The 24452-nt window shown below is 69.8% G+C and carries 25 protein-coding genes and 1 tRNA gene; 10 read left to right on the forward strand and 16 right to left on the reverse strand.

The genetic code is table 11. The features are described 5' to 3' along the window. Nucleotides 1-21: 21 nt before the first annotated feature. Complete coding sequence (locus AC3WLZ_RS10665) at nucleotides 22-660, reverse strand: 50S ribosomal protein L25/general stress protein Ctc (RefSeq protein ID WP_492470010.1); 639 nt, start codon at nucleotides 658-660, stop codon at nucleotides 22-24. Nucleotides 661-943: 283 nt separating this feature from the next. On the opposite strand from AC3WLZ_RS10665, the gene AC3WLZ_RS10670 reads away from it, so the two are divergent. Beyond that, complete coding sequence (locus AC3WLZ_RS10670; protein WP_412924923.1) at nucleotides 944-1069, forward strand: hypothetical protein; 126 nt, start codon at nucleotides 944-946, stop codon at nucleotides 1067-1069. A gap of 57 nt (nucleotides 1070-1126) precedes the next feature. Here the strand turns inward: AC3WLZ_RS10670 and AC3WLZ_RS10675 are convergent, their stop codons facing one another. Continuing rightward, on the reverse strand, nucleotides 1127-1837 hold the full coding sequence (locus AC3WLZ_RS10675; RefSeq protein ID WP_412924924.1) for a FadR/GntR family transcriptional regulator: 711 nt from the start codon (nucleotides 1835-1837) through the stop codon (nucleotides 1127-1129). A 126-nt stretch (nucleotides 1838-1963) separates the two neighbouring features. Here AC3WLZ_RS10675 and AC3WLZ_RS10680 point away from each other — a divergent pair, with 126 nt between their 5' ends. The 6 genes from AC3WLZ_RS10680 to AC3WLZ_RS10705 all read left to right on the forward strand — a co-directional run bounded on the left by AC3WLZ_RS10680 (nucleotide 1964) and on the right by AC3WLZ_RS10705 (nucleotide 8292). Further along, nucleotides 1964-3370: a GntP family permease gene (locus AC3WLZ_RS10680; RefSeq protein WP_412924925.1), complete on the forward strand. Its 1407-nt coding sequence runs from the start codon at nucleotides 1964-1966 to the stop codon at nucleotides 3368-3370. A 19-nt stretch (nucleotides 3371-3389) separates the two neighbouring features. Then, on the forward strand, nucleotides 3390-3905 hold the full coding sequence (locus AC3WLZ_RS10685) for a gluconokinase (RefSeq protein ID WP_492470011.1): 516 nt from the start codon (nucleotides 3390-3392) through the stop codon (nucleotides 3903-3905). A gap of 86 nt (nucleotides 3906-3991) precedes the next feature. Further along, nucleotides 3992-5587 carry an NADP-dependent phosphogluconate dehydrogenase gene (gnd, locus tag AC3WLZ_RS10690; protein WP_492470012.1) on the forward strand — a complete coding sequence of 532 codons (1596 nt, stop codon included), beginning with the start codon at nucleotides 3992-3994 and terminating at the stop codon, nucleotides 5585-5587. Next, nucleotides 5584-6045, forward strand: coding sequence for a VanZ family protein (locus tag AC3WLZ_RS10695; protein ID WP_412926142.1), 462 nt, complete (start codon nucleotides 5584-5586; stop codon nucleotides 6043-6045). Before gnd ends, AC3WLZ_RS10695 begins: the two co-directional genes overlap by 4 nt. Nucleotides 6046-6067: 22 nt before the next feature. Next, complete coding sequence (locus AC3WLZ_RS10700) at nucleotides 6068-6802, forward strand: response regulator transcription factor (protein WP_412924928.1); 735 nt, start codon at nucleotides 6068-6070, stop codon at nucleotides 6800-6802. Further along, on the forward strand, nucleotides 6799-8292 hold the full coding sequence (locus tag AC3WLZ_RS10705) for a sensor histidine kinase (protein ID WP_492470013.1): 1494 nt from the start codon (nucleotides 6799-6801) through the stop codon (nucleotides 8290-8292). Before AC3WLZ_RS10700 ends, AC3WLZ_RS10705 begins: the two co-directional genes overlap by 4 nt. Nucleotides 8293-8294: 2 nt before the next feature. On the opposite strand, the gene AC3WLZ_RS10710 is transcribed toward AC3WLZ_RS10705, so the two are convergent. From AC3WLZ_RS10710 to AC3WLZ_RS10735, 6 genes are all read right to left on the reverse strand, one after another. Continuing rightward, a complete protein-coding gene (locus AC3WLZ_RS10710; protein ID WP_492470014.1) occupies nucleotides 8295-9848 on the reverse strand; it encodes an FAD-dependent oxidoreductase in 1554 nt (517 codons plus the stop codon). Beyond that, nucleotides 9848-10723, reverse strand: a complete 876-nt coding sequence (locus AC3WLZ_RS10715; RefSeq protein WP_492470015.1) for an FAD:protein FMN transferase — start codon at nucleotides 10721-10723, stop codon at nucleotides 9848-9850. The genes AC3WLZ_RS10710 and AC3WLZ_RS10715 overlap by 1 nt, the downstream gene beginning before the upstream one ends. 4 nt (nucleotides 10724-10727) lie before the next feature. Then, complete coding sequence (locus tag AC3WLZ_RS10720; RefSeq protein ID WP_412924932.1) at nucleotides 10728-11216, reverse strand: FMN-binding protein; 489 nt, start codon at nucleotides 11214-11216, stop codon at nucleotides 10728-10730. A 111-nt stretch (nucleotides 11217-11327) separates the two neighbouring features. After that, nucleotides 11328-12362: a ribose-phosphate diphosphokinase gene (locus AC3WLZ_RS10725; protein WP_412924933.1), complete on the reverse strand. Its 1035-nt coding sequence runs from the start codon at nucleotides 12360-12362 to the stop codon at nucleotides 11328-11330. After that, nucleotides 12352-13800, reverse strand: a complete 1449-nt coding sequence (glmU, locus tag AC3WLZ_RS10730; RefSeq protein ID WP_412924934.1) for a bifunctional UDP-N-acetylglucosamine diphosphorylase/glucosamine-1-phosphate N-acetyltransferase GlmU — start codon at nucleotides 13798-13800, stop codon at nucleotides 12352-12354. Before glmU ends, AC3WLZ_RS10725 begins: the two co-directional genes overlap by 11 nt. A 1-nt stretch (nucleotide 13801) precedes the next feature. After that, nucleotides 13802-13873, reverse strand: a tRNA-Gln gene (locus tag AC3WLZ_RS10735). A 68-nt stretch (nucleotides 13874-13941) separates the two neighbouring features. Here AC3WLZ_RS10735 and AC3WLZ_RS10740 point away from each other — a divergent pair. Both AC3WLZ_RS10740 and AC3WLZ_RS10745 read left to right on the forward strand, forming a co-directional pair. Next, the gene (locus AC3WLZ_RS10740) at nucleotides 13942-14439 is read left to right on the forward strand and encodes a MarR family winged helix-turn-helix transcriptional regulator (RefSeq protein ID WP_412924935.1); all 498 of its coding nucleotides are present in this window, start codon (nucleotides 13942-13944) and stop codon (nucleotides 14437-14439) included. Next, on the forward strand, nucleotides 14436-14948 hold the full coding sequence (locus AC3WLZ_RS10745) for a hypothetical protein (protein ID WP_412924936.1): 513 nt from the start codon (nucleotides 14436-14438) through the stop codon (nucleotides 14946-14948). Before AC3WLZ_RS10740 ends, AC3WLZ_RS10745 begins: the two co-directional genes overlap by 4 nt. 15 nt (nucleotides 14949-14963) lie before the next feature. On the opposite strand, the gene AC3WLZ_RS10750 is transcribed toward AC3WLZ_RS10745, so the two are convergent. The 7 genes from AC3WLZ_RS10750 to AC3WLZ_RS10780 all read right to left on the reverse strand — a co-directional run bounded on the left by AC3WLZ_RS10750 (nucleotide 14964) and on the right by AC3WLZ_RS10780 (nucleotide 21727). Continuing rightward, entirely contained in the window at nucleotides 14964-16754 is a 1791-nt protein-coding gene (locus AC3WLZ_RS10750) for an ABC-F family ATP-binding cassette domain-containing protein (protein ID WP_492470016.1), read from the reverse strand. Nucleotides 16755-17133: 379 nt separating this feature from the next. Further along, nucleotides 17134-18048: an ABC transporter substrate-binding protein gene (locus AC3WLZ_RS10755; RefSeq protein WP_412924938.1), complete on the reverse strand. Its 915-nt coding sequence runs from the start codon at nucleotides 18046-18048 to the stop codon at nucleotides 17134-17136. 34 nt (nucleotides 18049-18082) lie between these two features. Beyond that, nucleotides 18083-18844: an ABC transporter permease gene (locus tag AC3WLZ_RS10760; RefSeq protein ID WP_492470017.1), complete on the reverse strand. Its 762-nt coding sequence runs from the start codon at nucleotides 18842-18844 to the stop codon at nucleotides 18083-18085. After that, entirely contained in the window at nucleotides 18841-19521 is a 681-nt protein-coding gene (locus AC3WLZ_RS10765) for an ABC transporter permease (protein ID WP_492470018.1), read from the reverse strand. The genes AC3WLZ_RS10760 and AC3WLZ_RS10765 overlap by 4 nt, the downstream gene beginning before the upstream one ends. Then, nucleotides 19518-20342 carry an ABC transporter ATP-binding protein gene (locus AC3WLZ_RS10770; protein ID WP_412924941.1) on the reverse strand — a complete coding sequence of 275 codons (825 nt, stop codon included), beginning with the start codon at nucleotides 20340-20342 and terminating at the stop codon, nucleotides 19518-19520. The genes AC3WLZ_RS10765 and AC3WLZ_RS10770 overlap by 4 nt, the downstream gene beginning before the upstream one ends. A gap of 13 nt (nucleotides 20343-20355) precedes the next feature. After that, nucleotides 20356-20658: a DUF427 domain-containing protein gene (locus AC3WLZ_RS10775; protein WP_412924942.1), complete on the reverse strand. Its 303-nt coding sequence runs from the start codon at nucleotides 20656-20658 to the stop codon at nucleotides 20356-20358. A 136-nt stretch (nucleotides 20659-20794) separates the two neighbouring features. Next, nucleotides 20795-21727: a 4-(cytidine 5'-diphospho)-2-C-methyl-D-erythritol kinase gene (locus tag AC3WLZ_RS10780; RefSeq protein ID WP_492470019.1), complete on the reverse strand. Its 933-nt coding sequence runs from the start codon at nucleotides 21725-21727 to the stop codon at nucleotides 20795-20797. Nucleotides 21728-21963: 236 nt separating this feature from the next. Here AC3WLZ_RS10780 and AC3WLZ_RS10785 point away from each other — a divergent pair, with 236 nt between their 5' ends. Continuing rightward, nucleotides 21964-23544, forward strand: a complete 1581-nt coding sequence (locus tag AC3WLZ_RS10785) for a stealth family protein (RefSeq protein WP_492470020.1) — start codon at nucleotides 21964-21966, stop codon at nucleotides 23542-23544. Here AC3WLZ_RS10785 and AC3WLZ_RS10790 read toward each other — a convergent pair. Beyond that, a complete protein-coding gene (locus AC3WLZ_RS10790; protein ID WP_412924945.1) occupies nucleotides 23495-24430 on the reverse strand; it encodes a phosphodiesterase in 936 nt (311 codons plus the stop codon). The genes AC3WLZ_RS10785 and AC3WLZ_RS10790 overlap by 50 nt on opposite strands. Nucleotides 24431-24452 lie beyond the last annotated feature (22 nt).

Raw genomic sequence — 24452 nt, forward strand, 5'->3', positions numbered from 1 at the left:
CGCGAGTGCGGTCCGATGAGATCAGTTGTCGTCGGAGCCGGAAGCCGCCTCGGACTCCTCGGACTGCTCCTCGGCGACCTCGGCATCGGCCTCGGCGATCTCCTCTTCGGCGGCGAGAGTGTCCAGCGGAACCGACACGCCGATGATGAGGGTCTCGGGCTCGGTCACGAGGGTCGCACCGGCGGGAAGGACCAGGTCGGCCGCGGTGATCTGCGTGCCGTCCTCGGCGCCCTCGATCGAGACCTCGACGTTCTGGGGGATGTGGGTGGCCTCGACCTCGAGCGAAACGGTGGTGTTCTCGAGGTTCGCGATCGTGCCGGGGAAGGGCTCGCCGACGACGGTGACCGGCACGTCGACCTGGACCTTCTCGCCCTTGCGCACGACGAGGAGGTCGATGTGCTCGACGATCTGGCGCACCGGGTCCTTCTGGATGTCCTTCACCAGCGTCAGCTGGCTCTTGCCGTTGATGTCGAGATCGAGCAGCGCGTTGGCGCGACGGATCAGGAGCGACACCTGGTGGCCGGGCAGCGCGACGTGCTGGGGCTCGGTGCCGTGGCCATAGATGACGGCCGGGATCTTGCCCGCTGCGCGGAGGCGGCGGGCGAAGCCCTTGCCGAAGTTCTCGCGCACTTCGGCGACGACCTTGTTGTCTTCCGACATGTTGTTCTCCTCGCGGGCACGGGTCCCGCAGCTTATGAGCGGACCATGTCCGCGCGTATGTGGTCTGGATTCGACTCGAACGCGAGCGCGTGAGGAAAGCCGGAAGCCTGCATCACCGCGTCGATCACGGATGCCACGCGCGCCCGCCGGGCGCACGACGACGCATCCCTCGCCGAAGTTCCCCGGAAGTCTACCAGCGCGACGGCCGCTCCACGACCCGGAACGTCATTCGCGGCGTGGACACGACGGTACGATGAGAAGCCCATCTACCCGGAGGATCACCATGGACAGCGGCTTCTTCTCTCACGTCGTGCTCTGGGTCGTCGGCGGCATCGCGGCGATCGGCCTCGTGGGCACGGTCGGTGCCCTGTTCTCGATGGGCCGCAACGCGGGCTACAAGAAGCACTGACGCACGCGGCGTGTCTGCCGCGAGCGGCACGACGCGTCGAGCCACGGCACGCTCGAGTCAGTCCGTGCCGACCGCGGATGCCATGGCATCCCCCGCTTCGCGCACGATGAGGCGCATCGCACGTGCCGCGTCGTCCGCCCTCCCTGCGGCGATCGCGAACGCGACGTCCTGGTGCCACCGGACGGCGTGCGGGTTGGCGTCGTGCGGCATGAGTTCGTGTCGCGTACGGCCGGTCAGGACCGCCTCGACGACGTCGCCGAGCGCCGCGAACATGGTGTTGCCCGACGCGGCCAGGATGGTGCGATGGAACCGCACGTCCGCCGCGAGGTACTCGGCCTCGTCGGCGGCCCCCTCCGTGCGCGCCATCTCGAGCACGGCCGCGACGAGTTCCTCGCGCTGGGCTGCACTCGCGACCGCGGCGGCGGCCCGAGCCGCGAGCGGCTCGATCGCGCCGCGTAGCTCACTGAGCTCGCGCAGCTGAGATCCGCGCGCGGGGCCACTCAGCCGCCAATCGATGATCTCGGGCGCGAAGACGTTCCACTCGCTCGAGGGACGCACGACTACGCCGGCCTTGCGACGCACACTCACGAGCCCGAGCGATTCGAGCACCCTTACGGCCTCACGCCCGGCACCACGCGACGAGCCCTCGGACAGCTCGCTCGTCACGAGGCGCGCGCCCGCGGGCAAGCGCCCCTGCACGATGTCCGCACCAATGCGCGAGACGAGAGCGTCGTGCAGCGTCCCCGCGCCGGGACCAACGGTGGTCATGCATCGATGATGCCAGACGAGAGTGCACGCTCTACCAGAATTCGTCATGCATATCCGCGACTTGTGTGCTTTTATGTACGACAAATAATCATCGGCATTGCAGCCGCCGCCGGAACAAGGACGCTCATGGCCATCCCCCTCCTCCCCACAGCCCTCGTGCTCGCCGCGGGCGAGCCCACCGCCCCCAGCGCCCCCGCCGGGCAGCTGATCACCGCCGCCGTCATCGGCATCGCCCTCATCGTCGTGCTCATCACGTGGGGCAAGCTCCACCCGTTCCTCGCCCTGACGATCGGCGCGTTCACCACCGGTGTCGTCGCCGGCATGCCCATCGGCACGGCCGTGACGAGCTTCACCGGTGGATTCGGTTCCACCATGGGCGGGGTCGGCATCCTCATCGCCCTCGGCGCGATCTACGGCAAGCTCCTGGCCGACTCCGGCGGCGCCGACCGCATCGTCGACACCCTCGTCGCCCGTGCCACGCCGCGCAGCCTCCCCTGGATCATGGGCCTCATCGGCGCGATCATCGGCTTGCCGATGTTTTTCGAGGTGGGTCTCGTGCTGCTCGTGCCCGTCATCATCCTCGTCGCCCGCCGCTCCGGGGCCTCGCTGATGAAGATCGCGATCCCGACCCTCGCCGGCCTCTCCGCCATGCACGGTCTGGTCCCGCCGCACCCCGGCCCCCTGGCGGCGATCTCCGCTCTGAATGCGAACCTCGGGCTCACCCTCGCCTTCGGCGTCATCGTCGCGATCCCCGCGGTCATCATCGCTGGGCCCCTGTTCGCCCCGCTCGCGGCGCGATGGGCGCCGGTCCCCGTGCCCGAGCTGTTCGTCTCGGCCGAAGAGAAGGGTGAGGAGCCCGTGCGGCGGCCGTCCTTCGCGGCCACGCTCGCGAGCATCCTGCTCCCCGTCGTCCTCATGCTCCTGAAGGCTCTCGCCGACATCCTCGCCCCCTCCTCCACCGACGCCTGGAAGGTCGTCATCGACTTCCTCGGGCTCCCGGTGATCGCGCTGTTGCTCGCCGTCCTGGTCGGTTTCGTCGTCCTCGGTCGCGGCGCGGGCTTCGACCGCGCGCGCCTCACCGGCGTCGTCGGGTCCTCGCTCGGACCGATCGCCGGCATCCTGCTCATCGTCGGCGCGGGTGGCGGGTTCAAGCAGGTCCTCGTCGACACGGGCATCGGAAAGGTGATCGCCGACCTCGTCGCCGGCTCCAGCGTCTCGGTGCTGCTCCTCGCGTGGCTCGTCGCCGTGGTGATCCGCGTGGCGACCGGATCGGCGACGGTCGCGACGATCACCGCCGCCGGCATCCTGCAGCCGCTCACGACGTCGCTCGACGCCCCGATGACGGCGCTCCTCGTGCTCGCCATCGGCGCCGGATCGGTGTTCTTCAGCCACGTCAACGACGCCGGCTTCTGGCTCATCAAGGAATACTTCGGGCTGAACATCCCGCAGACGCTCAAGACCTGGACGGTACTGGAGTGCATCATCTCGGTCACGGGCCTGGCCGGCGTGCTCGCCATCAGCGCGTTCGTCTGAGAACCGGAAGGATCCCGATATGACCTCCCCCGCCCCCGTGCTCGTCTTCATGGGTCCGGCCGGTACCGGCAAGTCCACCGTCGCCGGAATGCTCGCCGGACGCCTGGGCTGGGACTTCCAGGAGGGCGACGACCTCCACCCTGCCGAGAACGTCGCCAAGATGGCGGCCGGTCACGCCCTGACCGACGACGACCGCTGGCCGTGGCTCGACCGCGTCGCGGCGTGGATCGACGGCCAGCTCGCCGCGGGACGACCGGGCGTCATCACCTGCTCGGCGCTCAAGCGCAGCTACCGCGACGTGCTGCGTCGCGACGACGTGACGTTCGTCCTGCTGCTTGGCGACCCCGCGCTCGTCCTCGAGCGGTTGCTGCGGCGCCAGGGGCATTTCATGCCGCCCGCGCTTCTCACCTCGCAGTTCGACACCCTGGAGATCCCGGATGCCGACGAGCGCGCGATCCACATCGACCTCGATCTGACCCCGCAGGAACAGGTCGACACGGTCATCGCGCAACTGCACCTCTCCCCCGGCACCTGATCGGCGTCGGAACGAGCCGATACAGTGGCGGGGGCAAGTGACTCCCGTCCGCCACCCTCCTTTCGCACGTGAACACGGAGCAACGAATGACGTCGACCCCCTCCCCGACCGGACCCTCGACCGACCAGGACCAGGCGCCGCACGAGGCGGCTCAGCACCACGAGGGGGCACCCGCTCCCGACGAGGTCGCCCGCCCCACCGCCGACGCCGCTTCGAGCCCCGAGGGCGAAGGCGACGCGCGAGCGAACATCGGTGTCGTGGGCCTGGCCGTCATGGGCTCCAACCTCGCTCGCAACCTCGCCAGCCGCGAGGGCAACACCGTCGCGGTGTTCAACCGCAGCGCCGACAAGACCGAGCACCTCGTCGACGCCCACCCCGAGGCGGGGTTCGTCGCGTCGTTCTCGTACGAGGACTTCGCCGCGTCGCTGTCGAAGCCGCGTACGGCGATCATCATGGTCAAGGCGGGACGCGCCACCGACTTCGTCATCGACGAGCTGGTCAAGGTCTTCGAGCCGGGCGACATCATCGTCGACGGCGGTAACGCCCTGTTCACCGACACGATCCGCCGCGAGAAGGCCGTTCGCGACACCGGCATCAACTACGTCGGCATGGGCGTTTCCGGCGGCGAGGAGGGCGCCCTGCTGGGACCGTCCCTCATGCCCGGCGGCTCCGACGAGTCGTGGCAGACGCTCGGCCCGATCCTCACCTCGATCGCCGCGGTCGCCGAGGGAGAGGCGTGCGTGACGCACGTCGGTCACGACGGCGCCGGGCACTTCGTGAAGATGGTGCACAACGGCATCGAATACGCCGACATGCAGCTCATCGCGGAGGCGTACGACCTCATCCGCCGCGCCACCGGCAAGACGCCCGCCGAGATCGCCGACGTCTTCGCCGAGTGGAACCGCGGCGAGCTGGAGTCCTACCTCATCGAGATCACCGCCGAGGTTCTGCGGCAGACGGATGCCGAAACGGGCAAGCCGCTCGTCGACGTCATCCTCGACCAGGCCGGCGCGAAGGGCACGGGCGCCTGGACGGTGCAGACCGCGCTCGATCTCGGCGTCCCCGTCTCGGGCATCGCCGAGGCGACGTTCGCCCGCTCCCTGTCGAGCCACCCCGAGCAGCGCTCCGTGTCGCGGGACCTTCCCGGACCCTCGGGCGCCGACGTGCTCGCGGACGAGGATGCCGACGCGTTCATCGAGCAGGTGCGTCTGGCCCTCTACGCCTCGAAGATCGTCGCGTACAGCCAGGGCTTCGACGAGATCCGTGCGGGTGCCGCGCAGTACGACTGGAACATCGACCTGGGCGCGGTGTCGAAGATCTGGCGCGGCGGCTGCATCATCCGTGCGCAGTTCCTCAACCGCATCGCCGAGGCCTACGACGCCGAGGCCGAGCTCCCCGTGCTGCTGACCGCGCCGTACTTCGTGGAGGCCCTCGGCCGCGCGCAGGACGCGTGGCGCACCATCGTCGCGCTCGCGGCGGAATCAGGCATCCCCGCACCGGCGTTCAGCTCGTCGCTGGCCTATTACGACGGCTTGCGCGCCGACCGCCTCCCCGCCGCCCTCATCCAGGGGCAGCGCGACTTCTTCGGTGCGCACACGTACCGTCGCGTCGACAAGGAGGGCACCTTCCACACTCTCTGGTCGGGCGATCGCACCGAGATCGAGGCCGAGGACACGCACTGACGACGAACCGGACGAAGCGGCGGCGGGCACTGCTCGCCGCCGCTTCGGCGCTGTACGCGTTCGCGGTGTGGTGGATGACGCTGCGTCCGGAACCGTACGGCGCCGAGACCGCCGGCATTCTCCGCCGCGTGCTCGCGCTGTTGGCCGGGTGGCCGCCCACCGCGTGGGTGACGTTCGACATCGTGGAATTCGCCGCGAACGTCACGATGTTCGTGCCGTTCGGCCTGCTGGTCTCGGCGTGGGGCGGCCGCCCGTGGCAGGGCGTCCTCGGTGGATTCATCGCGAGCGCCGTGATCGAGACGACCCAGCTGCTGTTCCTCCCCACCCGGGTCGCCGACGTCCGCGATCTGGTCGCCAACACCCTCGGGGCGACGATCGGCGTCCTCGTGGCCGCGCTGATCTCCCGCGTGATTCGTCTTCACAGCGAGCGCATAGCCACCGCCATAGAAAGCTCATAGATTCCGGCGCAGAATGGCATCCATGACCGCCACCGTCAGCGCCCCCGCCTTCACCCGCCCGGACGGCAGCGCTCTGCGCGTCCTCGTCGTCGATGACGAGCAGATGCTCACCGACCTCCTGTCGATGGCGCTGCGCATGGAGGGCTGGGACATCCGTACGGCCGGATCCGGGTTCGACGCCCTGCAGGCGGCGCGCGATTTCGAGCCGGATGCCATGGTGCTCGACATCATGATGCCCGACCTCGACGGCATGGCCGTGCTCCAACGACTGCGGCATTCCGGCAACGACGTTCCCGTCCTCTTCCTGACCGCCAAGGACGCGGTGGCGGATCGCGTCGCGGGGCTGACCGCGGGTGGCGACGACTACGTCACGAAACCGTTCAGCCTCGAAGAGGTCGTGGCACGCTTGCGCGGTCTCATGCGCCGAGCGGGAACGGCGTCCACTCGCGACGCGGAGCCCATCCTCCACGTCGGCGACCTCTCGCTCAACGAGGACAGTCACGAGGTGGTCCGCGCCGGCACCGAGATCGAACTGACCGCGACCGAGTTCGAACTGCTGCGCTTCCTCATGCGCAACCAGCGCCGCGTCGTCTCGAAGGCGCAGATCCTCGACCGCGTCTGGAATTACGACTTCGGTGGGCGATCCAGCGTCGTGGAGCTCTACATCTCGTACCTCCGCAAGAAGATCGACGCCGGCCACGAGCCGCTGATCCACACCGTCCGCGGCGTGGGCTACATGATCAAAGCCCCTCAGTGAGCCGGGCCGAGGCGCGCCACCGCTGGTCGCTGCAATCGCGGCTCATGGCCGCGGTCATCGGCATGGTGGCGTTCATCCTGGTCATGATCGCGGTCTCGACCGGAGCGATCATCACCGGCGTCCTGCAGACGAACCTCACCGCCCAGGTGTCGGCCGCCGTGAACAACGTCCAGGTCGGCGCCACGAGCACGGCGAGCGACGTCCTCGCGAACGGCCCCTTCCCCGACGGCACCGTCCTGGTACTGCGGAGCCCCAGCACCGGCGACACCGGCGCCTACATCGACGGGCGCTCGGTGCGCGCGCTCGACGGCGCGCAGGTCGACGAGATCCGCGATGCCGTCGCCGACGCCGTGACGACGGGCATGCCGGACTCCGACACGGTCGACCTGCCGGGCCTGGGCGACTACCGCATCGGCTTCCGGGCCGGCCAGCTCGGGACGGTCGCGGTGCTGGGCCTGCCGCTCAGCCAGGTGACCGCGACGATCGGGGCGATCCTGACCACGGTGGCGCTCGTCACCGCCGGCGGGCTCTTCCTCCTCGCGGCGATCATCGCGGTCGTCATCCGCGTGGGCCTGCGCCCCCTGCGGTCGGTGTCCGAGACGGCGACGCGCGTGGCATCCATCCGGATGGATCAAGGCGACGTCTCCATCGACGAACGCGTGCCCGACGAACAGGTCGACGATCACACCGAGATCGGGCAGGTCGGTGCCGCGCTGAACTCGCTCCTCGACCGCGTCGACGCGTCGTTGGCCGCTCGGGCCCGCAACGAGGAGATGATGCGGAGATTCGTGGCGGATGCCAGTCATGAGCTGCGCACGCCGCTGGCATCCATCCGCGGGTTCTCCGAGCTGTCGCTGCGGGCGATGCGCCAGGCGCAGGACGACGAGAGCCGCCAACGCATCGAGATGGCCGTCGAGACGACCGAGCAGTCGCTGGAGCGCATCCAGGCCCAGTCGCTGCGCATGACGACCCTCGTCGAAGACCTGCTGCTCCTCGCCCGCCTCGACGAAGGGCAGGAACTCGTCTATGGAACGGTCGATCTCACGCGGCTCGCGGTCGAGGCGGTCGGCGACGCCCGCCCCGCGGGGCCCGATCACGCGTGGTCGATCGACGTCGACGACGAGCCGGTCGAACTCGCCGGCGACGCCTCGCGCCTGAACCAGGTCGTCGCGAATCTCCTCGCGAACGCCAGAACGCACACGCCCGCCGGCACCGAGGTGACGGTCGCGGTGGCGCGCGAGGACGACGAGGCGGTGCTCCGGGTGCACGACGACGGGCCGGGCATCGATCCCTCCGTCGCTTCGCAGCTGTTCGAACGCTTCGCCCGTGCGGACCGCTCGCGCGACCGTAAGACCGGCGGCACGGGACTCGGGCTCTCCATCGCGAAAGCGATCGTCGAAGCGCACGGGGGCACGATCGCCGTGCACAGCACCCCGGGAGACACGACGTTCGAGGTGCGTCTGCCGGCGAAGCCGCGCGACCCGGCCTGAGGTCAGTACCCCGCGAACGCGTCCGTCGTGAGCGACTTCGCCTTCGCCAGTGCCGGGGCGAGGGTCGAGATCAGCCGCGGTGGGCCCGACACGTACGCGGCGCGCTCGGCCAGGTCGGGAACGGCACGCAGGAGCGCCCCGGCATCCACGCGATCGGGTCCCGCCCACGTCCACCCGCCGGGCAGATCGCGCGGCTCGTCCCGCGAGAACACCACGACCGGGATGCCGCTGGCCGCAAGGTCGTCGCGGAACGCCAACTCACTTGCCTCCGACACGACGTACACGAGCACGACGTCGCGACGCTGGCCGGTGGCCGCGAGGTGGCGCAGCTGCGACACGAACGGCGTCACGCCGATCCCGGCCGCGACGAGGAGCACGGGTGAGGTCGGGCGGGACGGCAGCACGAAATCTCCCCAGACCCCCGTGACGGCGAGCGTGCCGCCGATCGGCACCTCGGCCAACGCCCGCTTGTACGACGACTGGGAGCCGTCCTTGAACGCGATGCGCACCGTGGGCAGATCCTCGGGCGCCGACGCGATCGAGAACTCTCGCCGCGTGCCGCGGGCGTCGGGGCGGCGGTGCGGAACGTCGAGCTCGAGGTACTGCCCGGGCGAGAAGGAGAACGATCGGGCGGCGTGGAACGTCAGCTCCCGCACGGTCGGCGTCAGGTCGCGCCGGCCCTCCAGACGGAGGCGCACAGCGGCGCGCAGGCAGAACAGGAACGCCACGAGGTTGCCGATCAGCAGCGCCCGCTCCTGGCCGAGGGTGATGTCACCGACGGCGATCGGCCAGCCGGCGAGCACGCCGACCACCAGCGCCACCACGAACTGCTGGCGCCGGCGCGGCGGCAGCGTCAGGGGCTCGGACAGCATGAACGCACCGAGGAACAGGAACGGCGACGAGAACGCCACCTGCAACAGGACGGCGGGAACATCGACGGGGAAGCCCGCGGACTGGAACTGCACCGTCGTGCGAACGAACGCCACGAGGGCAGCCACCACCCAGAACACGGCGACGACGGCGAGCCGGTCGGTGCGGGCCAGCAGCAGCACGCCGAGCACCAGCACGGGGCCGGCCAGCCACGGCGAACCCACCCACCACGCGGACACCCCCAGGTCGGGGGCCCACACGCTCACGATCGTGAGCACGGCGGCGCCCGTGGCGGCGGGATTGAAGATGTGCCGGCCCCGCCAAGCGAGCACGTACTTCGACAGGGATGCCGCGACGCCCGCGAGAACCAGCCCGACGAGACCGAGTGGCTCCACGGTCGGGCGCACCACGAAGAGGAGGATCGCGGCGGTGATGAGCGAAGACTCCAGACGCCGTGGCATCCGGAGCACGCTCTGCGCCACGAGGTCGGTGCCGACGCACGCGGCCGCGAGCACCACGGCGCTCACGACGAGCTCGAGCGGGTCGGGGACGACGAGGCCCGCGAACGCCAGCGCGAGGGCGATGATCGTGAGCAGCCCCAGTGAGGCCAGCACGAGCCGGTACATCGAGACGCGGCCGAGAAGGCCGCGGACGCGGGTGAATCCCGCGGTCAGGGTCGCACTCATCAGAAGATCTCTCCCTCGAATCCGGGTGACCACTCCACGCGGCCGTCGGTGCGCATGCGCACCCAGGAGGCGCCCCACGCGGCCGCGAGCTCGGGACCGCCGTCGAAGAACAGCGCGGTGGCCAGACCGTCGGCCCGCATGGCCGTGTCGGCCATCGCCCACGTCGCCGCGTACGCGCGCACCGGCGCTCCCGTGCGGGCATCGAGCACGTGATGCAGCCCCTCCCCCCACGCTCGACGCGTGATCGCGGACGCGCACAGAGCCGCATCCCGCACCTCGACCACGCCGATCGCGCGAGTGGGGTCGTACGGGTGCTCCAAACCGATGCGGACGGGCGCACCGCGGACGGCGAGGTCGCCCGAGCCGTCGACGATCACGTCGCCGTCGACGTCTGCCAGGACCGTCGCGAGCACGCGATCGACCAGTCTCCCCTTGCCGAGCGCGCCGACGTCGAGCGTCGCCGGGCGCGACAGCGACAGGATGCCATCCCCCCACGTCACGACGTCGCGCCAGTCCGGAGCGGGTTCCGGCGTCCCCCACGGCGCGAGCGTCAGCCGCGCGTCGTAGCCGAGGCGGGCGAGAGCGTCTCCGACGAGCGGGTTCACCGCCCCGCGGGTGGCGACGTCGAGCTCGTCGTACAGGGCCAGCATGGCATCCGTATCCACGGGGGCGTGAAGGGATGCCGCCCGCCCCTCGGCGAGAGCGGAGACCAGCGAATCGTCCCGAAACCGCGACCACTCCCGGTCGAACGCCTCGACGACGGCCCCGACCGCTCCGCGGGTCGCCGAGGACAGCGGGGTCTCCGTCTCGATCGCCCAGGCGGTGCCGATCGCCTCGAACGTCCACACCGAACCGGTCGCGGTCACCGCGGTCATGGGATCAGGCCTTCGCCTCGGACTTGATCGAATCGAGGGCCTTCATGAAGCCGCCGCTGGTGAGCGAGGATCCTGCGACCTTGCTGACCGAGATCTCGTCGACCTTCTTGCCGACGACCTCGTCCTTGATCCCGCCGATGAACTCGCTCTGATAACGGCGCGACTCCGCGGCCTGCGGGTCGCCGGTCACCTCGACGTCGGTCACCGTGTCGCCGGCGATGGTCACGGTCACGTCCACCGTCTCGACGCTCTCGGGCGTGGAGTACTGGCCCGTGGCCTCGTAAGTACCGTCGGCGTACACGCCGGACGACGAGCCGCCGGCCGCAGAGCTCGCGCTCGGGGCGGACGACGCGACCGGCGCCGACGCCGACTCGACCGGCGCGGCGGCGTCGGTGTTCCCCCCGGAGCAGCCGGCGAGGGTCACCATGCCGGCGACGCCCAACAGGGCGGTGCCGATGCGAACCGGGCGGGGGACGGCGGTCGTGCGGATCATGAGGGTCCTCTTTCGGTCGTGCCTCGCGGAGCGGTCGTGCTCACCATGAAGACACGATCCCGAACCGGACCTGGTTCAGCCCTCACCGAACCTATGAACCGACCATGAACCTCAGGCGTCGCCGCCGAACATGCTCGTGACCGAGCCGTCCTCGAAGACCTCGTGGATCGCGCGCGCCAGCAGCGGGGCGATGGGCAGCACCGTCAGGCGCTCGAAGCGGCGCTCGGGCGGCAACGGGATGGTGTCGGTGACCACGACCTCGTCGATCGCGGGGTCCTGCAGTCGCTCGGTGGCGGGGTCGCTGAAGATCGCGTGAGTGGCAGCCACGATGACCTTGCGGGCACCGCTCGCCTTGAGCGCTTGGGCGGCCTTCTGGATCGTGCCGCCGGTGTCGATCATGTCGTCCACGAGGAGACACGTGCGCCCGTTCACGTCACCGACGATCTCGTGCACCGAGACCTGGTTGGCGACCTTCGGGTCGCGACGCTTGTGGATGATCGCGAGCGGGGCGCCGAGACTGTCCGACCACGTGTCGGCGACGCGCACGCGGCCCATGTCGGGCGACACGACGGTGAGGGTCTCACGGTCTTCTGCCGAGAGTCCCTGCTCGAAGTGCTCCAGCAGCACGGGCTTGGCGAACAGGTGGTCGACCGGGCCGTCGAAGAAGCCCTGGATCTGCGCCGCGTGGAGGTCGACGCTCATGATGCGGTCGGCACCCGCGGTCTTGAGCAGATCAGCGACGAGGCGGGCGCTGATGGGCTCGCGGCCGCGGCCCTTCTTGTCCTGTCGCGAATACGGGAAGTACGGGGCGACGACCGTGATGCGCTTGGCCGACGCGCGCTTGAGCGCGTCGAGCATGATCAACAGCTCCATGAGCCACTCGTTGACGGGCGGACCGAACGACTGCACGACGAAGACATCGCACCCGCGGATCGAGACCTCGAAGCGCGTGTAGATCTCACCCGACGCGAAGGTGCGGTGCTCAGTCGGGGCGAGCTCGGTGCCGAGGTGCCGGACGACCTCGGATGCCAGATCGGGGTGCGAACGACCCGAGGCGACGACGAGGCGCTTCTTGGTCTTGGCGACGAGCCCGGGGGCGATGTCGTTGTCGCGGTCGAGATCTACACGGTTCTTCTTACGAGCCATCGCGCGCTTCCTGTTCACCCCGGGCCCGCGCGGCGACGTCCGCCGCACCGGTGCCCGGTCGATTCTTCTCGACCCACCCCTCGATGTTCCGCTGGGGTGCAACGCTGAGTGCCAGGGCACCGGCGGGAACGTCCTTGCGGATCACCGCGCCGGCACCGGTCTTGGCGCCATCCCCAATCGTAACCGGCGCGACGAAGACGTTGTGCGAGCCGCTGTGCACCTCGTCGCCGATCACGGTGCGGTGCTTGGTGATGTCGTCGTAGTTGGCGGTGATCGCACCGGCACCGAGATTGACGTGGCGTCCGATCTCGGTGTCACCGATGTACGACAGGTGCGGGACCTTGCTGCCCTCGCCGATCGAGGAGTTCTTCACCTCGACGAACGTGCCGACCTTGCCGTTGACCCCGACCCGTGCGTTGGCCCGAAGGTACGCGAACGGGCCGACGGTGGCGCCGGCTTCGACGACCGCGAGCGTCGCGTCGGTGCGGGTGATCGTGGCATCCTCGCCCACCTCGCAGTCGACCAGGCTCGTGTCGGGGCCGACCGTGGCGCCGGCGGCGATCACCGTGGCCCCGCGCACGTGCGTGTTGGGGAGGAGCGTGACATCCGGTGCGAGGACGGCGGTGACGTCGATCCACGTCGTGGCCGGGTCGATCACCGTGACGCCCTCGCGCTGCCAGTACCGGACGGTGCGCGCGTTGAGCGTGCGTCCCGCCTCGGACAGCTGGATGCGGTCGTTCACGCCGAGCGCCGCTGCGGCGTCGCCCGTGACGGATGCCGCGACCCCCAGTTCTGCCTCGCGCAGCAGCGCGACGACGTCCGTGAGGTACTTCTCCCCCTGGGCGTTCGCGGTGCCCACGCGGCCGAGCTGGTCGCGCAGCGGCGTGGCCTGGAAGACGTAGACGCCGACGTTGATCTCGGTGACCGCGGCCTCTTCAGCCGTGGCATCCTTCTGCTCCACGATGCGCCGCACGCCGTCGACGTCGTCACGGATCACGCGACCGTACCCCCTCGGGTCGTCGACGCGGGCGGTGAGGAGGGTCACGGCCGTGCCGCCGGACCGGTGCGTCTCGATGAGCTCGGTGAGCGTGTGCGACTCCAACAGCGGGACGTCGCCGCTCAGCACCAGCACGTCGCCCACGAAGCCCTCGAGGGCCGTGAGCGCGGCCTCGACCGCACGTCCCGTGCCGGGGATCTCGTCCTGATCGACGATGACGACACCCGGAGCGAGCTCGGTGACCGTCTCGGCCACGAGGTCGCGCTCGTGCCGGACGACGACGACGATGCGGGACGGATCGAGGGATGCCGCGGTGTCGAGCACGTGTCCGACGAGCGGGCGACCGCCCACCGCGTGCAGGATCTTCGGGATGCGCGATCGCATGCGGGTGCCTTGACCCGCGGCCAGGACGATGACGGCGAGCTCGGTCGATGAGGTCATGCTCCGCCGCCAGGATTCGAACCTAGACCTAACAGCTCCAAAGGCTGTCGTGCTGCCGTTACACCACGGCGGACCGTGCCCGCGGGCACCGGTCAAGTCTGCCAGACCGCGACGGGGGGACGTTGTCGACATAATGAAGTCGTGAGCCGGGACAGCGACGAAGTCGATCGCATCGTCGAGGCGTGGGTGCGCCAACGACCCGACCTCGATTTCTCGCCGCTCGAAGTGCTCTCCCGCGTCGCGCGTCTCTCCCGACACCTCGACATCGCCCGCAAAGAGGCGTTTCGTCGCAGCGACATCGAATCGTGGGAGTGGGACGTGCTCTCGGCGCTCCGCCGCGCCGGCGAGCCCTACCAGCTCAGCCCGAAGCAGTTGCTGCAGCAGACACTCGTGTCCAGCGGAACCATGACCAATCGCATCGACCGGCTCGTCGCCCGCCGGTTCGTCAGACGCGAAGCCGACCCCGGCGACGGACGGAGCATCCTGGTGACCCTCACAGACGACGGTCGCGTGCGCGTGGACGCCGCGATCACCCGCCTCGTCGATGCCGAGGCCCTGCTGCTGGAGAGCCTGTCCCGCGGTGACCGCGAGCGTCTGGCGACCCTGCTGCGCAAGCTCAGTCTGGGGTTCGACGCGTGAGCGCCCCGGTCCAACCGACCTCGACCTGGCGTCGCATCGTCGCGTGGTTCGATGTGCGCTTCCGCTCGCCTGCCGCGATCTACGGCCTGATCGTCTTCACCGCGTTCGTGACGATCGCCGAGGACCACGCCGAAAGCATCGACGACATGCTCGCGACATCCATCGCGAGCCTGATCATCTTCTTCATCGCCCACGTCTTCGCGCACACGCTCACCGAGCACTCCGAGCACGGCTTCCGCGCGGCGACGAGGAACGCGCTACGCCACGGCGCCGGGATGCTCTACGCCTCGGTGCCGTCGATCCTCGTGCTGGTGATCTGCGATGTCGCCGGGGCGACGATCTCCGACGCGGTGGACTACTGCATGCTCGCGGCATTCATCGTGCTCGCCATCCTGGGCTACCACGCGTTCCAGAGTCGCCGCGCCCCCTTCTTCGCGCGGATCCTCGGGGCGCTGGCCACCGCCATGCTCGGGCTGTTCATCGTGGCCCTCGAGTACGGCTTCCACTGACGCCGGACGCGGTGCTCAGCCGATCGCCTCGGTGAGTTCGAACCAGCGCATCTCCAGCTCGTCTCGCTCGGACTCCCAGTCGGAGATGCGCTGCATCTCCTTCCCGAGCCCGACGTAATCAGCCTGGTCGTGGTCGGCGAGGGCCGCCTTCGCCCGGTCGATCTGCGCCTGCAGCTTCTCGATCTTCCGCTCGGTGGCTGAGGCCTCCTTCTGCGCGGCCCGAAGGTCGGCACCCTGCAGACCGGCGGATGCCACGGCCCCGGTCGCGGTCGACTTCTGGGGTTCGGCATCCTGGATCGCCCGCAGGCGCAGATACTCGTCGACCCCGCCGGGGAGGTGACGAAGCTTGGCGTCGAGGATCGCGAACTGCTGATCGGTGACGCGCTCGAGGAAGTACCTGTCGTGCGAGACCACGATGAGAGTGCCCGACCACGAGTCGAGCAGGTCTTCCATGGCCGCGAGCATGTCGGTGTCGAGGTCGTTGGTCGGCTCGTCGAGAATCAGCACGTTGGGCTGGTCGAGGAGGATCAGCAGCAGCTGCAGACGCCGCTTCTGCCCGCCCGACAGGTCTTTGACGGGCGTCGAGAGCTGGGCGCTGGAGAATCCGAGACGTTCCAGCAGCTGGCCGGGCGTCAACTCCTGCGCCTTGGAGCCCGCACCGAACGTGTAGGTCGTGCGGAGCCCGGCGATCACGACCCGCACCGGGTCGTTCATGTGCTGCTCGAGCTCGTCGAGGCGCTGGGTGAGGGTCGCGACCTTGACGGTCTTGCCGCGCTTGACGCGGCCCGTCGTCGGCTCGACGGTTCCCGAGACGAGTCCGAGCAGCGTCGACTTGCCGGCGCCGTTCACGCCCAGGATGCCGGTGCGCTCCCCCGGCGCGATGCGCCACTCCACGTCGCGGAGAACCGTGTGCTCGCCGTAGGTCACGCCGGCGTCGAGGAGGTCGACGACGTCCTTGCCGAGGCGCGCGACGGCGAGCGACTGCAGGGCGACGCGGTCGCGGATCTCGGGCACGTCCGAGATGAGCTCGTTCGCCGCGTCGATACGGAACTTCGGCTTGGACGTGCGGGCGGGGGCCCCGCGGCGCAGCCAGGCCAGCTCCTTGCGGGCGAGATTCTGACGGCGCTGCTCGATCGTGGCCGCCTGACGATCGCGCTCGACACGCTGCAGGATGTACGCCGCGTATCCGCCCTCGAAGGGCTCGACGAGGCGGTCGTGGACCTCCCACGTGGTGTTGCACACCTCGTCGAGGAACCAGCGGTCGTGGGTCACGACCAGCAGCCCGCCGGCGTTGGGCGCCCACCGCTTCTTGAGGTGGCCGGCCAGCCACGTGATCGCCTCGACGTCGAGGTGGTTGGTCGGCTCGTCGAGGAACAGCACGTCCCAGTCGCCCGAGAGCAGCCGCGCGAGCGCGACGCGTCGGCGCTGGCCCCCGGACAGTTCGCCGAGGCGGGCGTCCCACGGCAGGTCGCCGAGCAGGCCCGCGATGACGTCGCGCGTGCGCGCGTCACCCGCCCACTCGTGCTCGGGCCGGTCGCCGACGACCGCGTGCCCGATCGTGTCGTCGTCGTCGAGCGTGTCCTGCTGATCGAGGACGCCGACCGTGACCCCGCCGCGCACCGTCACGCGCCCGCCGTCGGGCTCACGGATGCCGGCGAGCATGCCGAGCAGGCTCGACTTGCCGTCGCCGTTGCGGCCGACGATGCCGATGCGGTCGCCCTCGTTCACGCCGAGCGAGACGGAGTCGAACACGACCTTGGTCGGGTATTCCAGGTGCAGGGCTTCGCCCCCGAGCAGATGTGCCATATCCGTCCCAGGCTACGCGGCCCGGGCCGGTCGGTCCGCCCGCGTCCGGCGTACGGGCCCCTCTGTGCGTCGGTGGCCTCCGCGAGACTTCATCCCGCCGACAAGGCCCTCGCAGCCTGCAAGGGAGATGTCGGCGCGATGAAGTCTCGCGGTTCCCGTCCCAGCGAACGGCGCCGACCGCCCCCGCCGGGCGGGCACCGCAGGGGCAAGGGATGCCGACTCCCTTTGCCCGCGAGACTTCATTGCGCCGACAAAGCCCCTGCAGCCTGCAAGGGAGATGTCGGCGCGATGAAGTCTCGGCGGTCCCCGGGGGGAGGGCGGTACGCGCGCAGCGGGGCCGCCCGGAGATTCCGGACGGCCCCGCTGGTGTGGCGACGGCTCAGAGGTTGTTGTCGGCGAGCCAGGCCTTCGCGATGTCGGCCGACGACTGCTGGTCGACGGTCGACTTCACGTTCAGTTCCACGAGACCCTCGGGGGTGAGGGCGGCGGAGACCTTGTTCAGGACGTCGGACACCTGCGAAGCGACGCTCGAGTTGACGACGGGAACGACGTTCGAGGCCAGGAACAGGCCCTCGGGGTCTTCCAGGGTCACCAGGTCGTCGGTCTGGATCCGCGGGTCGGCGGTGTAGACGTTCGCGACCTGGATGGTGCCGGCGACGAGGTCGTCGACCGTGGTCTCGCCGGTGGGCGAGAACTGCACGTCGACGCCGTAGGTCGACTTCAGGCCCTGCGGGCCGTAGGGACGCTCGGCCAGCTCGGCGTTACCGCCGAGGGTCAGACCGGTGGTGACCTTCGAGAGGTCGGCGATCGTCTTGAGGCCGTTGGCCTGAGCGAACGCGGCGGTGACGGTGTACGAGTCCTGGTCGGTGGCCGTCGACTGGTCGAGCACCTCGAGGCCCTCGGGAAGCGCGGCGGGCAGAGCGGCGTAGACCTCATCCGCGGTGCGGGCCGTGGTCTCCTTGTCGAAGAACTGCAGCAGGTTGCCGCTGTACTCCGGGAACACGGTGACGGTGCCGTCCTCGAGCAGCGGGATGTAGGCGTCGCGCTGACCGATCTGGAACTGACGCTTGACCGTGAGGCCGGAGTTCTCAAGCGCCTGGGCGTAGATCTCGGCGATGATCTCGTTCGAGAAGTACGCCTGCGAACCGACGACGATCTCGTCGGACGACGCGCTGGCGTCACCGCCGTTGTTGCTCAGGGGGTCGCTCGAGGCGCCGCAACCGGCGAGGGCGAGCGAGGCGACCGCGAGCCCGGCGAGGACGCCGAGACCCTTGCGAGTTCGTGCTGTGAACATGGGTTCCTCTTTCTGGTGGTGGGATTCGGGTGGGTCATGGAGTGGTCGCGGGCGCGGTGGGCGCTCCGACCGCGATCGCCTCGGCGCGACGCTCGCGCGCAGACCGGCTCCGCGGCGACGCGGCACCCGCGGCCCGGATTCCGCGCGGCACGACGAGGTGCTGGAGGAGGGCGAACAGGCCGTCGATCACGAGCGCTAGGACCGCGACCAGGATGGCGCCACCGATCAGGATGTCGAACCGTCGCAACGGGATCGCAGCGATGATGTACTGCCCGAGCCCGCCCAAACCGATGTAGGCGGCGATCGTGACGGTCGCGAGCACCTGCAGGGTCGCGGCGCGGATGCCGCCGACCAGGAGCGGCAGACCGAGCGGAACTTCGATGCGCCACAGGATCTGCGCCTCGGTCATCCCCATGGCACGTCCCGCGTCGATGACGCGACGGTCGATGGCTTCGAACCCGGTGTACGCGCCGGCCAGCAGCGATGGGATCGCCAGGACCACGAAGGAGATGACGGCGGCCTCGGGTTTGTGAAGCACGCCGAGCAACAACGTCAGCAGGATGAGCAGACCGAACGACGGGATGGCGCGCGCCGCGCCCGAGATGGCGACGGCGGTCTCGCGCCCCTTGCCGGTGTGGCCGATGTACCACCCGAGCGGGATGGCAATGGCCCCGGCCACGACGACGGAGACGAGGGTGTAGAGCAACTGCACGCCGATCGCGGCGGGGATGGAGTCGAAACCCGTCCCCGGGTTGCCGGAGAAGATCCAGGCGATCGCTTCGCCGAAGAGATTCATGCCTTCACCAACGTCCGGTTGGCCTGGCGCGAGACGGTCTTCATGCTGCGCGTCCAGGGCATGAGCAGGCGGCCCGCGATAACGAGCAGCAGGTCGATGACCAGCGCGATGACCACGACGGCGAGCACCCCCGTGAAGACTTCGGGGATGATCCGGCGCTGCAGACCGTTGGTGAAGAGGTATCCGATGTTCTGGATGCCGACCAGGATGCCGACCGTCGCCAGGGCGATCGTGCTCGCCGAGGCGACGCGGAGCCCCGCGAGGATCACCGGCCCGGCGAGCGGGAACTCGACCGCCCAGAAGCGGCGGAACGACCCGTATCCGAGCGCGGTCGATGCCTGTCGGACACCCGCGTCGACCGAGTCGAGGCCGTCGGCGACCGCGCGCACGAGGATGGCCACGGCGTAGATGGCGAGCGCGACGATCAGGTTCGTCTCGCTCACGATCGAATACCAGCCGGTGACGACCGGCATCAGGATGAGCAGGGCCAGCGACGGGATGGTGTACAGCAGCCCGGTGATCGTGATCACACTGCTGCGCACCAGTCGGTAGCGCCACGCCACCCACCCGAGCGGGATGCTGAGGACGAATCCCGCCACGAGCGCGATGAGGCTCTGGCGGAGGTGCGACACCGTCAACTCACCGATGAGGCCGAGGTTGTTGAGGACCCAGGTCACGGGCGCGGCTCCTCCACGAGAGCACCCTGCGTGCGGCCCTCGGCATCCACGACGACCGTGCCGCGATCGGTGGTCTTCAGGTGCAGGGCGCGCTTGCCCTTGACCGCGCCGATGAAGCTGGCGACGAAGTCGCTCGCGGGCTTCTCGATGATCTCGCTCGGCGCACCCACCTGCGCGATGTGCGCACCTTTTTCCAGCAGCACGACCTGGTCGCCGAGGAGGAACGCCTCGTCGATGTCGTGGGTGACGAAGACGATCGTCTTGCCGATGTCGCTCTGCAGCCGGATGAGTTCCTGCTGGAGCTCGTCGCGCACGATGGGGTCGACGGCGCCGAACGGCTCGTCCATGAGCAGGATGTTGGGGTCGGCGGCGAGGCCGCGCGCGACGCCGACGCGCTGCTGCTGACCACCCGAGAGCTGGCTCGGGTACCGGTCGGCCATCGAGGTGTCGAGCCCGACCGTCTCCATGAGTTCGAGAGCACGGGTGCGAGCCTTCTTGCGGTTCTCCCCCTGCAGCACCGGCACGGTGGCGATGTTCTCGGCCACGGTGAAGTGCGGCAGCAGTCCCGAGTTCTGCATGACGTAGCCGATCCGTCGGCGCAGCTGCACGGGCGGCTGCGCGGCGATGTCGTCGCCGTCGATCGCGATCGTGCCGGCGGAGGGCTCGACCATGCGATTGATCATGCGGAGCAGGGTGGTCTTGCCGCAGCCCGACGACCCCACGAAGACGGTCGTCTTGCGGGACGGGATGACGAGGCTGAAGTCGTCGACGGCGCGGGTGCCGCCGGGGAAGACCTTCGAGACGGTCGAGAACTCGATCATGCGCGTACCCGACTCAGTCGGAGACCACGACCTTCCGGTCGAAGGCCACGTATCCCGAAAAGTCCGTTCCCACTCGGTCGACCGCGCCCGGACGCAGGTCGGGGTAGGACCACGCCCCGTCGGTCAGATCGACGCCGTCGAGGGCGATGTTCCAGTACTGGGCCGCACCCTTCCACGGGCAGGTGTACGGGGTCGGGCTCTGAGAAAGCGCACCTTCGCGGATCGCGCTCGGCGGGAAGTACCAGTTGCCTTCGATGGAGACGAGATCGGTGCGGTCGGCTTCGGCGATCACCACGCCGTCGAGTACTGCCTTCATGGGAATTCCCCTTTCGTGGCCGTTCGGGGGCACGGCGCCCGCCGGTGGATTACCACCTCGATCGAGGCTAGTGAGGGGTACCGACACGAAACGCAAGATTGCCCCGTGTGACGACCTGGGCTATGGTGCGGAGCGGTCAGACCACACGCGCGCCCGAGACGGGGCCGTGCACGTGCAGCGCGGTGTATCCGTCCGCGCTCAGCGTGACCTGCAGGTCGATCGCCGCGGTCTCGTCGGCGGCCAGGAACGCGAGAGTCGGTCCTGAGCCCGACACCAGTCCCGCCAGCGCACCCGAGCGTTCGCCGCGCTCGAGGACGCGCGCGAGATCCGGACGCAGGTGCAGGGCGGGGGCCTGGAGGTCGTTGCGCACGGTCGCCGCGAGCATGCGGGAGTCGCCCTGCCGAATCGCGTGCAGCACGTCGGGATCGACGGCGGGAACACGCGGCGCGGGACCGATGTCCACCGCGTGGCGTGCGCGGTGCGCGTCCAGTTCGCCGTAGACCACCGGCGTCGACAGGCCGCGGTCGTTCGGCACGAGGACCCAGTGGAAGCGTCCCGAGGCCAGAGCCGGACTCAGCTCATCGCCGCGGCCGGTGCCGATCGCGGTTCCGCCGAGAAGGGCGAACGGCACGTCGGCGCCCAGCTGCGCAGCGAGACGCGCCAGGTCGGCCGTCGGCATCCCGAGACCCCAGAGCGCGTCGCACGCCACGAGGGCGGCCGCGGCATCGGCGGAGCCGCCGCCCATCCCCCCCGCCACCGGCACGGACTTGCGCACCGTGAGGTGGGCGCCGTCGGTCACCCCGCCGACCCGCGCGAGCATGCGGGCGGCGCGAAGGGCGAGATTGCTCTCGTCGGTGGGAACGCCCTCGACGTCCACCGTCGACGTCGCGGCGATCTCGATCGTGAAACCCTCGGCGGGAACGGCGGTGATCTCCTCGTAGAGCGAGACGGCCTGATAGGCGGTCGCGACGTCGTGATAGCCGTCGTCGCCGACATCCCCGACCTCGAGGAACACGTTGATCTTCCCTGGCGCGCGCACGCGCACCGGGGCTGTCGAGGGGGCGCTCATGGGCGGGCCCGCTCGACCCGAAACGTCGCTTCGTGTGCGAAACTGGAACGTCGGACGGAAGTCGCCCGGCCCGTGAGCGACGGGTCGACGGCGGCCAGTCTGGAACGGGCGATCTCAGTCACTCTTCGACAGTAGCGCCCCACTCACCGCCGTTCGGCGCCGTCGCCGAAACGCGGACGTAACGCCGGCTCCCTACGGTGAACGAACCGTCCCCACATCCCCCGAGGAGGCACAGTATGCGATCGATGGTCCCCCTTTCTGTCGAGACCGACCCCTGGCGCGCCCTCCTCTCCCGGACGGACATCCGCATGGTCGACGGCATCCTGCACATCGTCGACGACACCCGCACCCCGACCGAGGCCGAGCGCGACGACCTCCTCACGGTCGCGGCTGCGATCGAGGCCGCGGGCGTCGAGGTCATGCTGGTTCGGGATGCCAACCGCCGCCCCAAGCTCGTCGTCGACACCGCGCACGCCGAGGCCGCACTCGCGGCGTTGCGCGACCCGGAGCTCGGTCCCGTCTACCTCAAGGCCCGCGGCGAGGAGCCGGTGCCCGCCCACAGCGTGACCCCCAGCCGCAACGCGGTAGAGGCCTACGCCGTCTTCCGTCCCCGTACCTCGGTCGAGGGGTCGTACCGGTACGGCGCCGCGCTCGCGCCGCGCCTCGAGCTGTGGCGCTTCGGCGCACGGACCATCGAGGCCCCGCGCCCCAGCGCTCTGACGCGTCGCACCTTCGCCGCAGCCGACCTCGACGTCGTGGAGATCGAGCGCTACGGGCGTCGCTGGCGGACGGTCGCCGGCATGTTCGACCCGCACCCGAACGAGTTCACCGAAGACGTCGACATGGTCTTCTCGTGGGTGGACGGATCGTCCAGCGAGTTCCAGCGCCAGCGCGCGGCTCGCATGAAGGGGTACGTCGTCGGGGACGGCGACGACAACGCCGCCCGCTACCGTCAGGTCGACGAGCTGCGCTACGCGCTGCGCAGCGTCCACATGTATGCGCCGTGGGTGCGCCGCATCTTCATCGCGACCGACTCCCCCACGCCGGAGTGGCTCGCGGACCACCCGAAGGTCACGATCGTACGCAGCGAGGAGTTCTTCGCCGACCCGTCGGTGCTGCCCACGCACAACTCGCACGCCGTCGAGGCGCAGCTGCACCGCATCCCGGGGCTCGCCGAGCACTTCCTGTACAGCAACGACGACATGTTCTTCGGCCGTCCCGTCACGCCGGAGCTGTTCTTCAGCGGCGCCGGCATCACCCGCTTCGTCGAGAGCGGCATCCGCATCGGCAGCGGTCCCGCGCACGTCGACCGTTCGGGACACGACAACGGCCTGCGAGTGAACCGTGCGCTCCTCAAGGAGCGCTTCGGCCGCGTCATCACGCTCGACCTCGAACACTGCGCGACCCCCCTGCGACGCTCGGTCGCGTACGAGCTCGAGCGCGAGTTCGCCGAGGACTACGCCCGGACGGCGGCGAGCCGCTTCCGCTCCGCCACCGACATCTCCGTGACCAACAGCCTCTACCACTACTACGCACTGGCGACCGGACGTGCGGTCATCACGACCGAGCCGCGTACGCGCTACGTGCAGACCACGCAGCTCGACTCCCTCCGCCGCATGGAACGCCTCGTCACCGGCCGCGACACGGACATGTTCTGCCTCAATGATGGCAGCGTGCCCGAGATCCCCGAGGAGGTCCGGGTGCCGGCCCTCCGCGCGTGCCTCGAGCGCTACTTCCCCGTGGCTGCGCCGTGGGAGAGGGATGCCGTCAGCGCAGGATCGGCAGCGGCGTCGTCGGCGGCGACACCCGCCCGCTGAGTGCCCCCGCGGCCGGCACGACGATACCGGCCGACCGCAGACGCTCCTGCGACTCGGCGGCGTCGACGTACTGCAGGACTTCCGCAGAACCCACGGGCACGACCGAGTGGACGATCGTCTCGTCGTAGACGTGCACGATGTTGAAGCCCTGCGCGCCGTCCTGCGGCCGCGTGCCGCCGACGGGCACCATCAGGTCCTGCGTGTAGCACGTGGCGGATGCGACCGACACGGGGATGCCCGCGAAGGTCGCGAACGTCGAGTAGTGCAGGTGTCCCGCGAGGATCGTGCGCACGTCGCTTCCGCGAAGGACGTCGGCGAGGAGCCGCTGGTCGCGGAGTTCGACGGTCGCGGCGAGATCGAGCACGCTCGGCACCGGCGGATGGTGCATCGCGAGGATCGTGCCGAGGGGTGCGGGGACCGACAGCACGTCAGCGAGCCAGTCGCGCTGTGCGGCGCTCACTTCGCCGTGGTGGTGTCCGGGGACCGAGGTGTCGAGGGTCACGACCCGCAGGCCGTTGAGTTCATCGACCCGGTCGACCGGCGCCGTGGGGTCGCCGATCTCCGCGGGGAGGAGGTGCGAGCGGAACGTCGCGCGGTCGTCGTGGTTGCCCATGACCCAGATGACGGGCGCGCCGAGGCGGTCGGCGGCGGGCTCGACGATGGCCCGCACGCGCTCGTAGGCGTCGGCCTCACCGAAGTCCGCGAGGTCTCCGGTGAAGATCAGCCCGTCCGGACGGACCCCGGATGCCTCGATCGCGGCGACCGCCTCCGCGAGATGTGCTTCCGAGTCGACCCGGTCGTACAGCGGCGATCCCCCCGCTCGCAGGTGGGTGTCGCTCAGGTGCAACAGCACACGTTCTGCACGCGGATGTTCGGCGTAGCGCATCTCGTTCCCTTCGGGTCGTCGG

It is taken from the genome of Microbacterium sp. FW305-3-2-15-F-LB2, assembly GCF_058787255.1.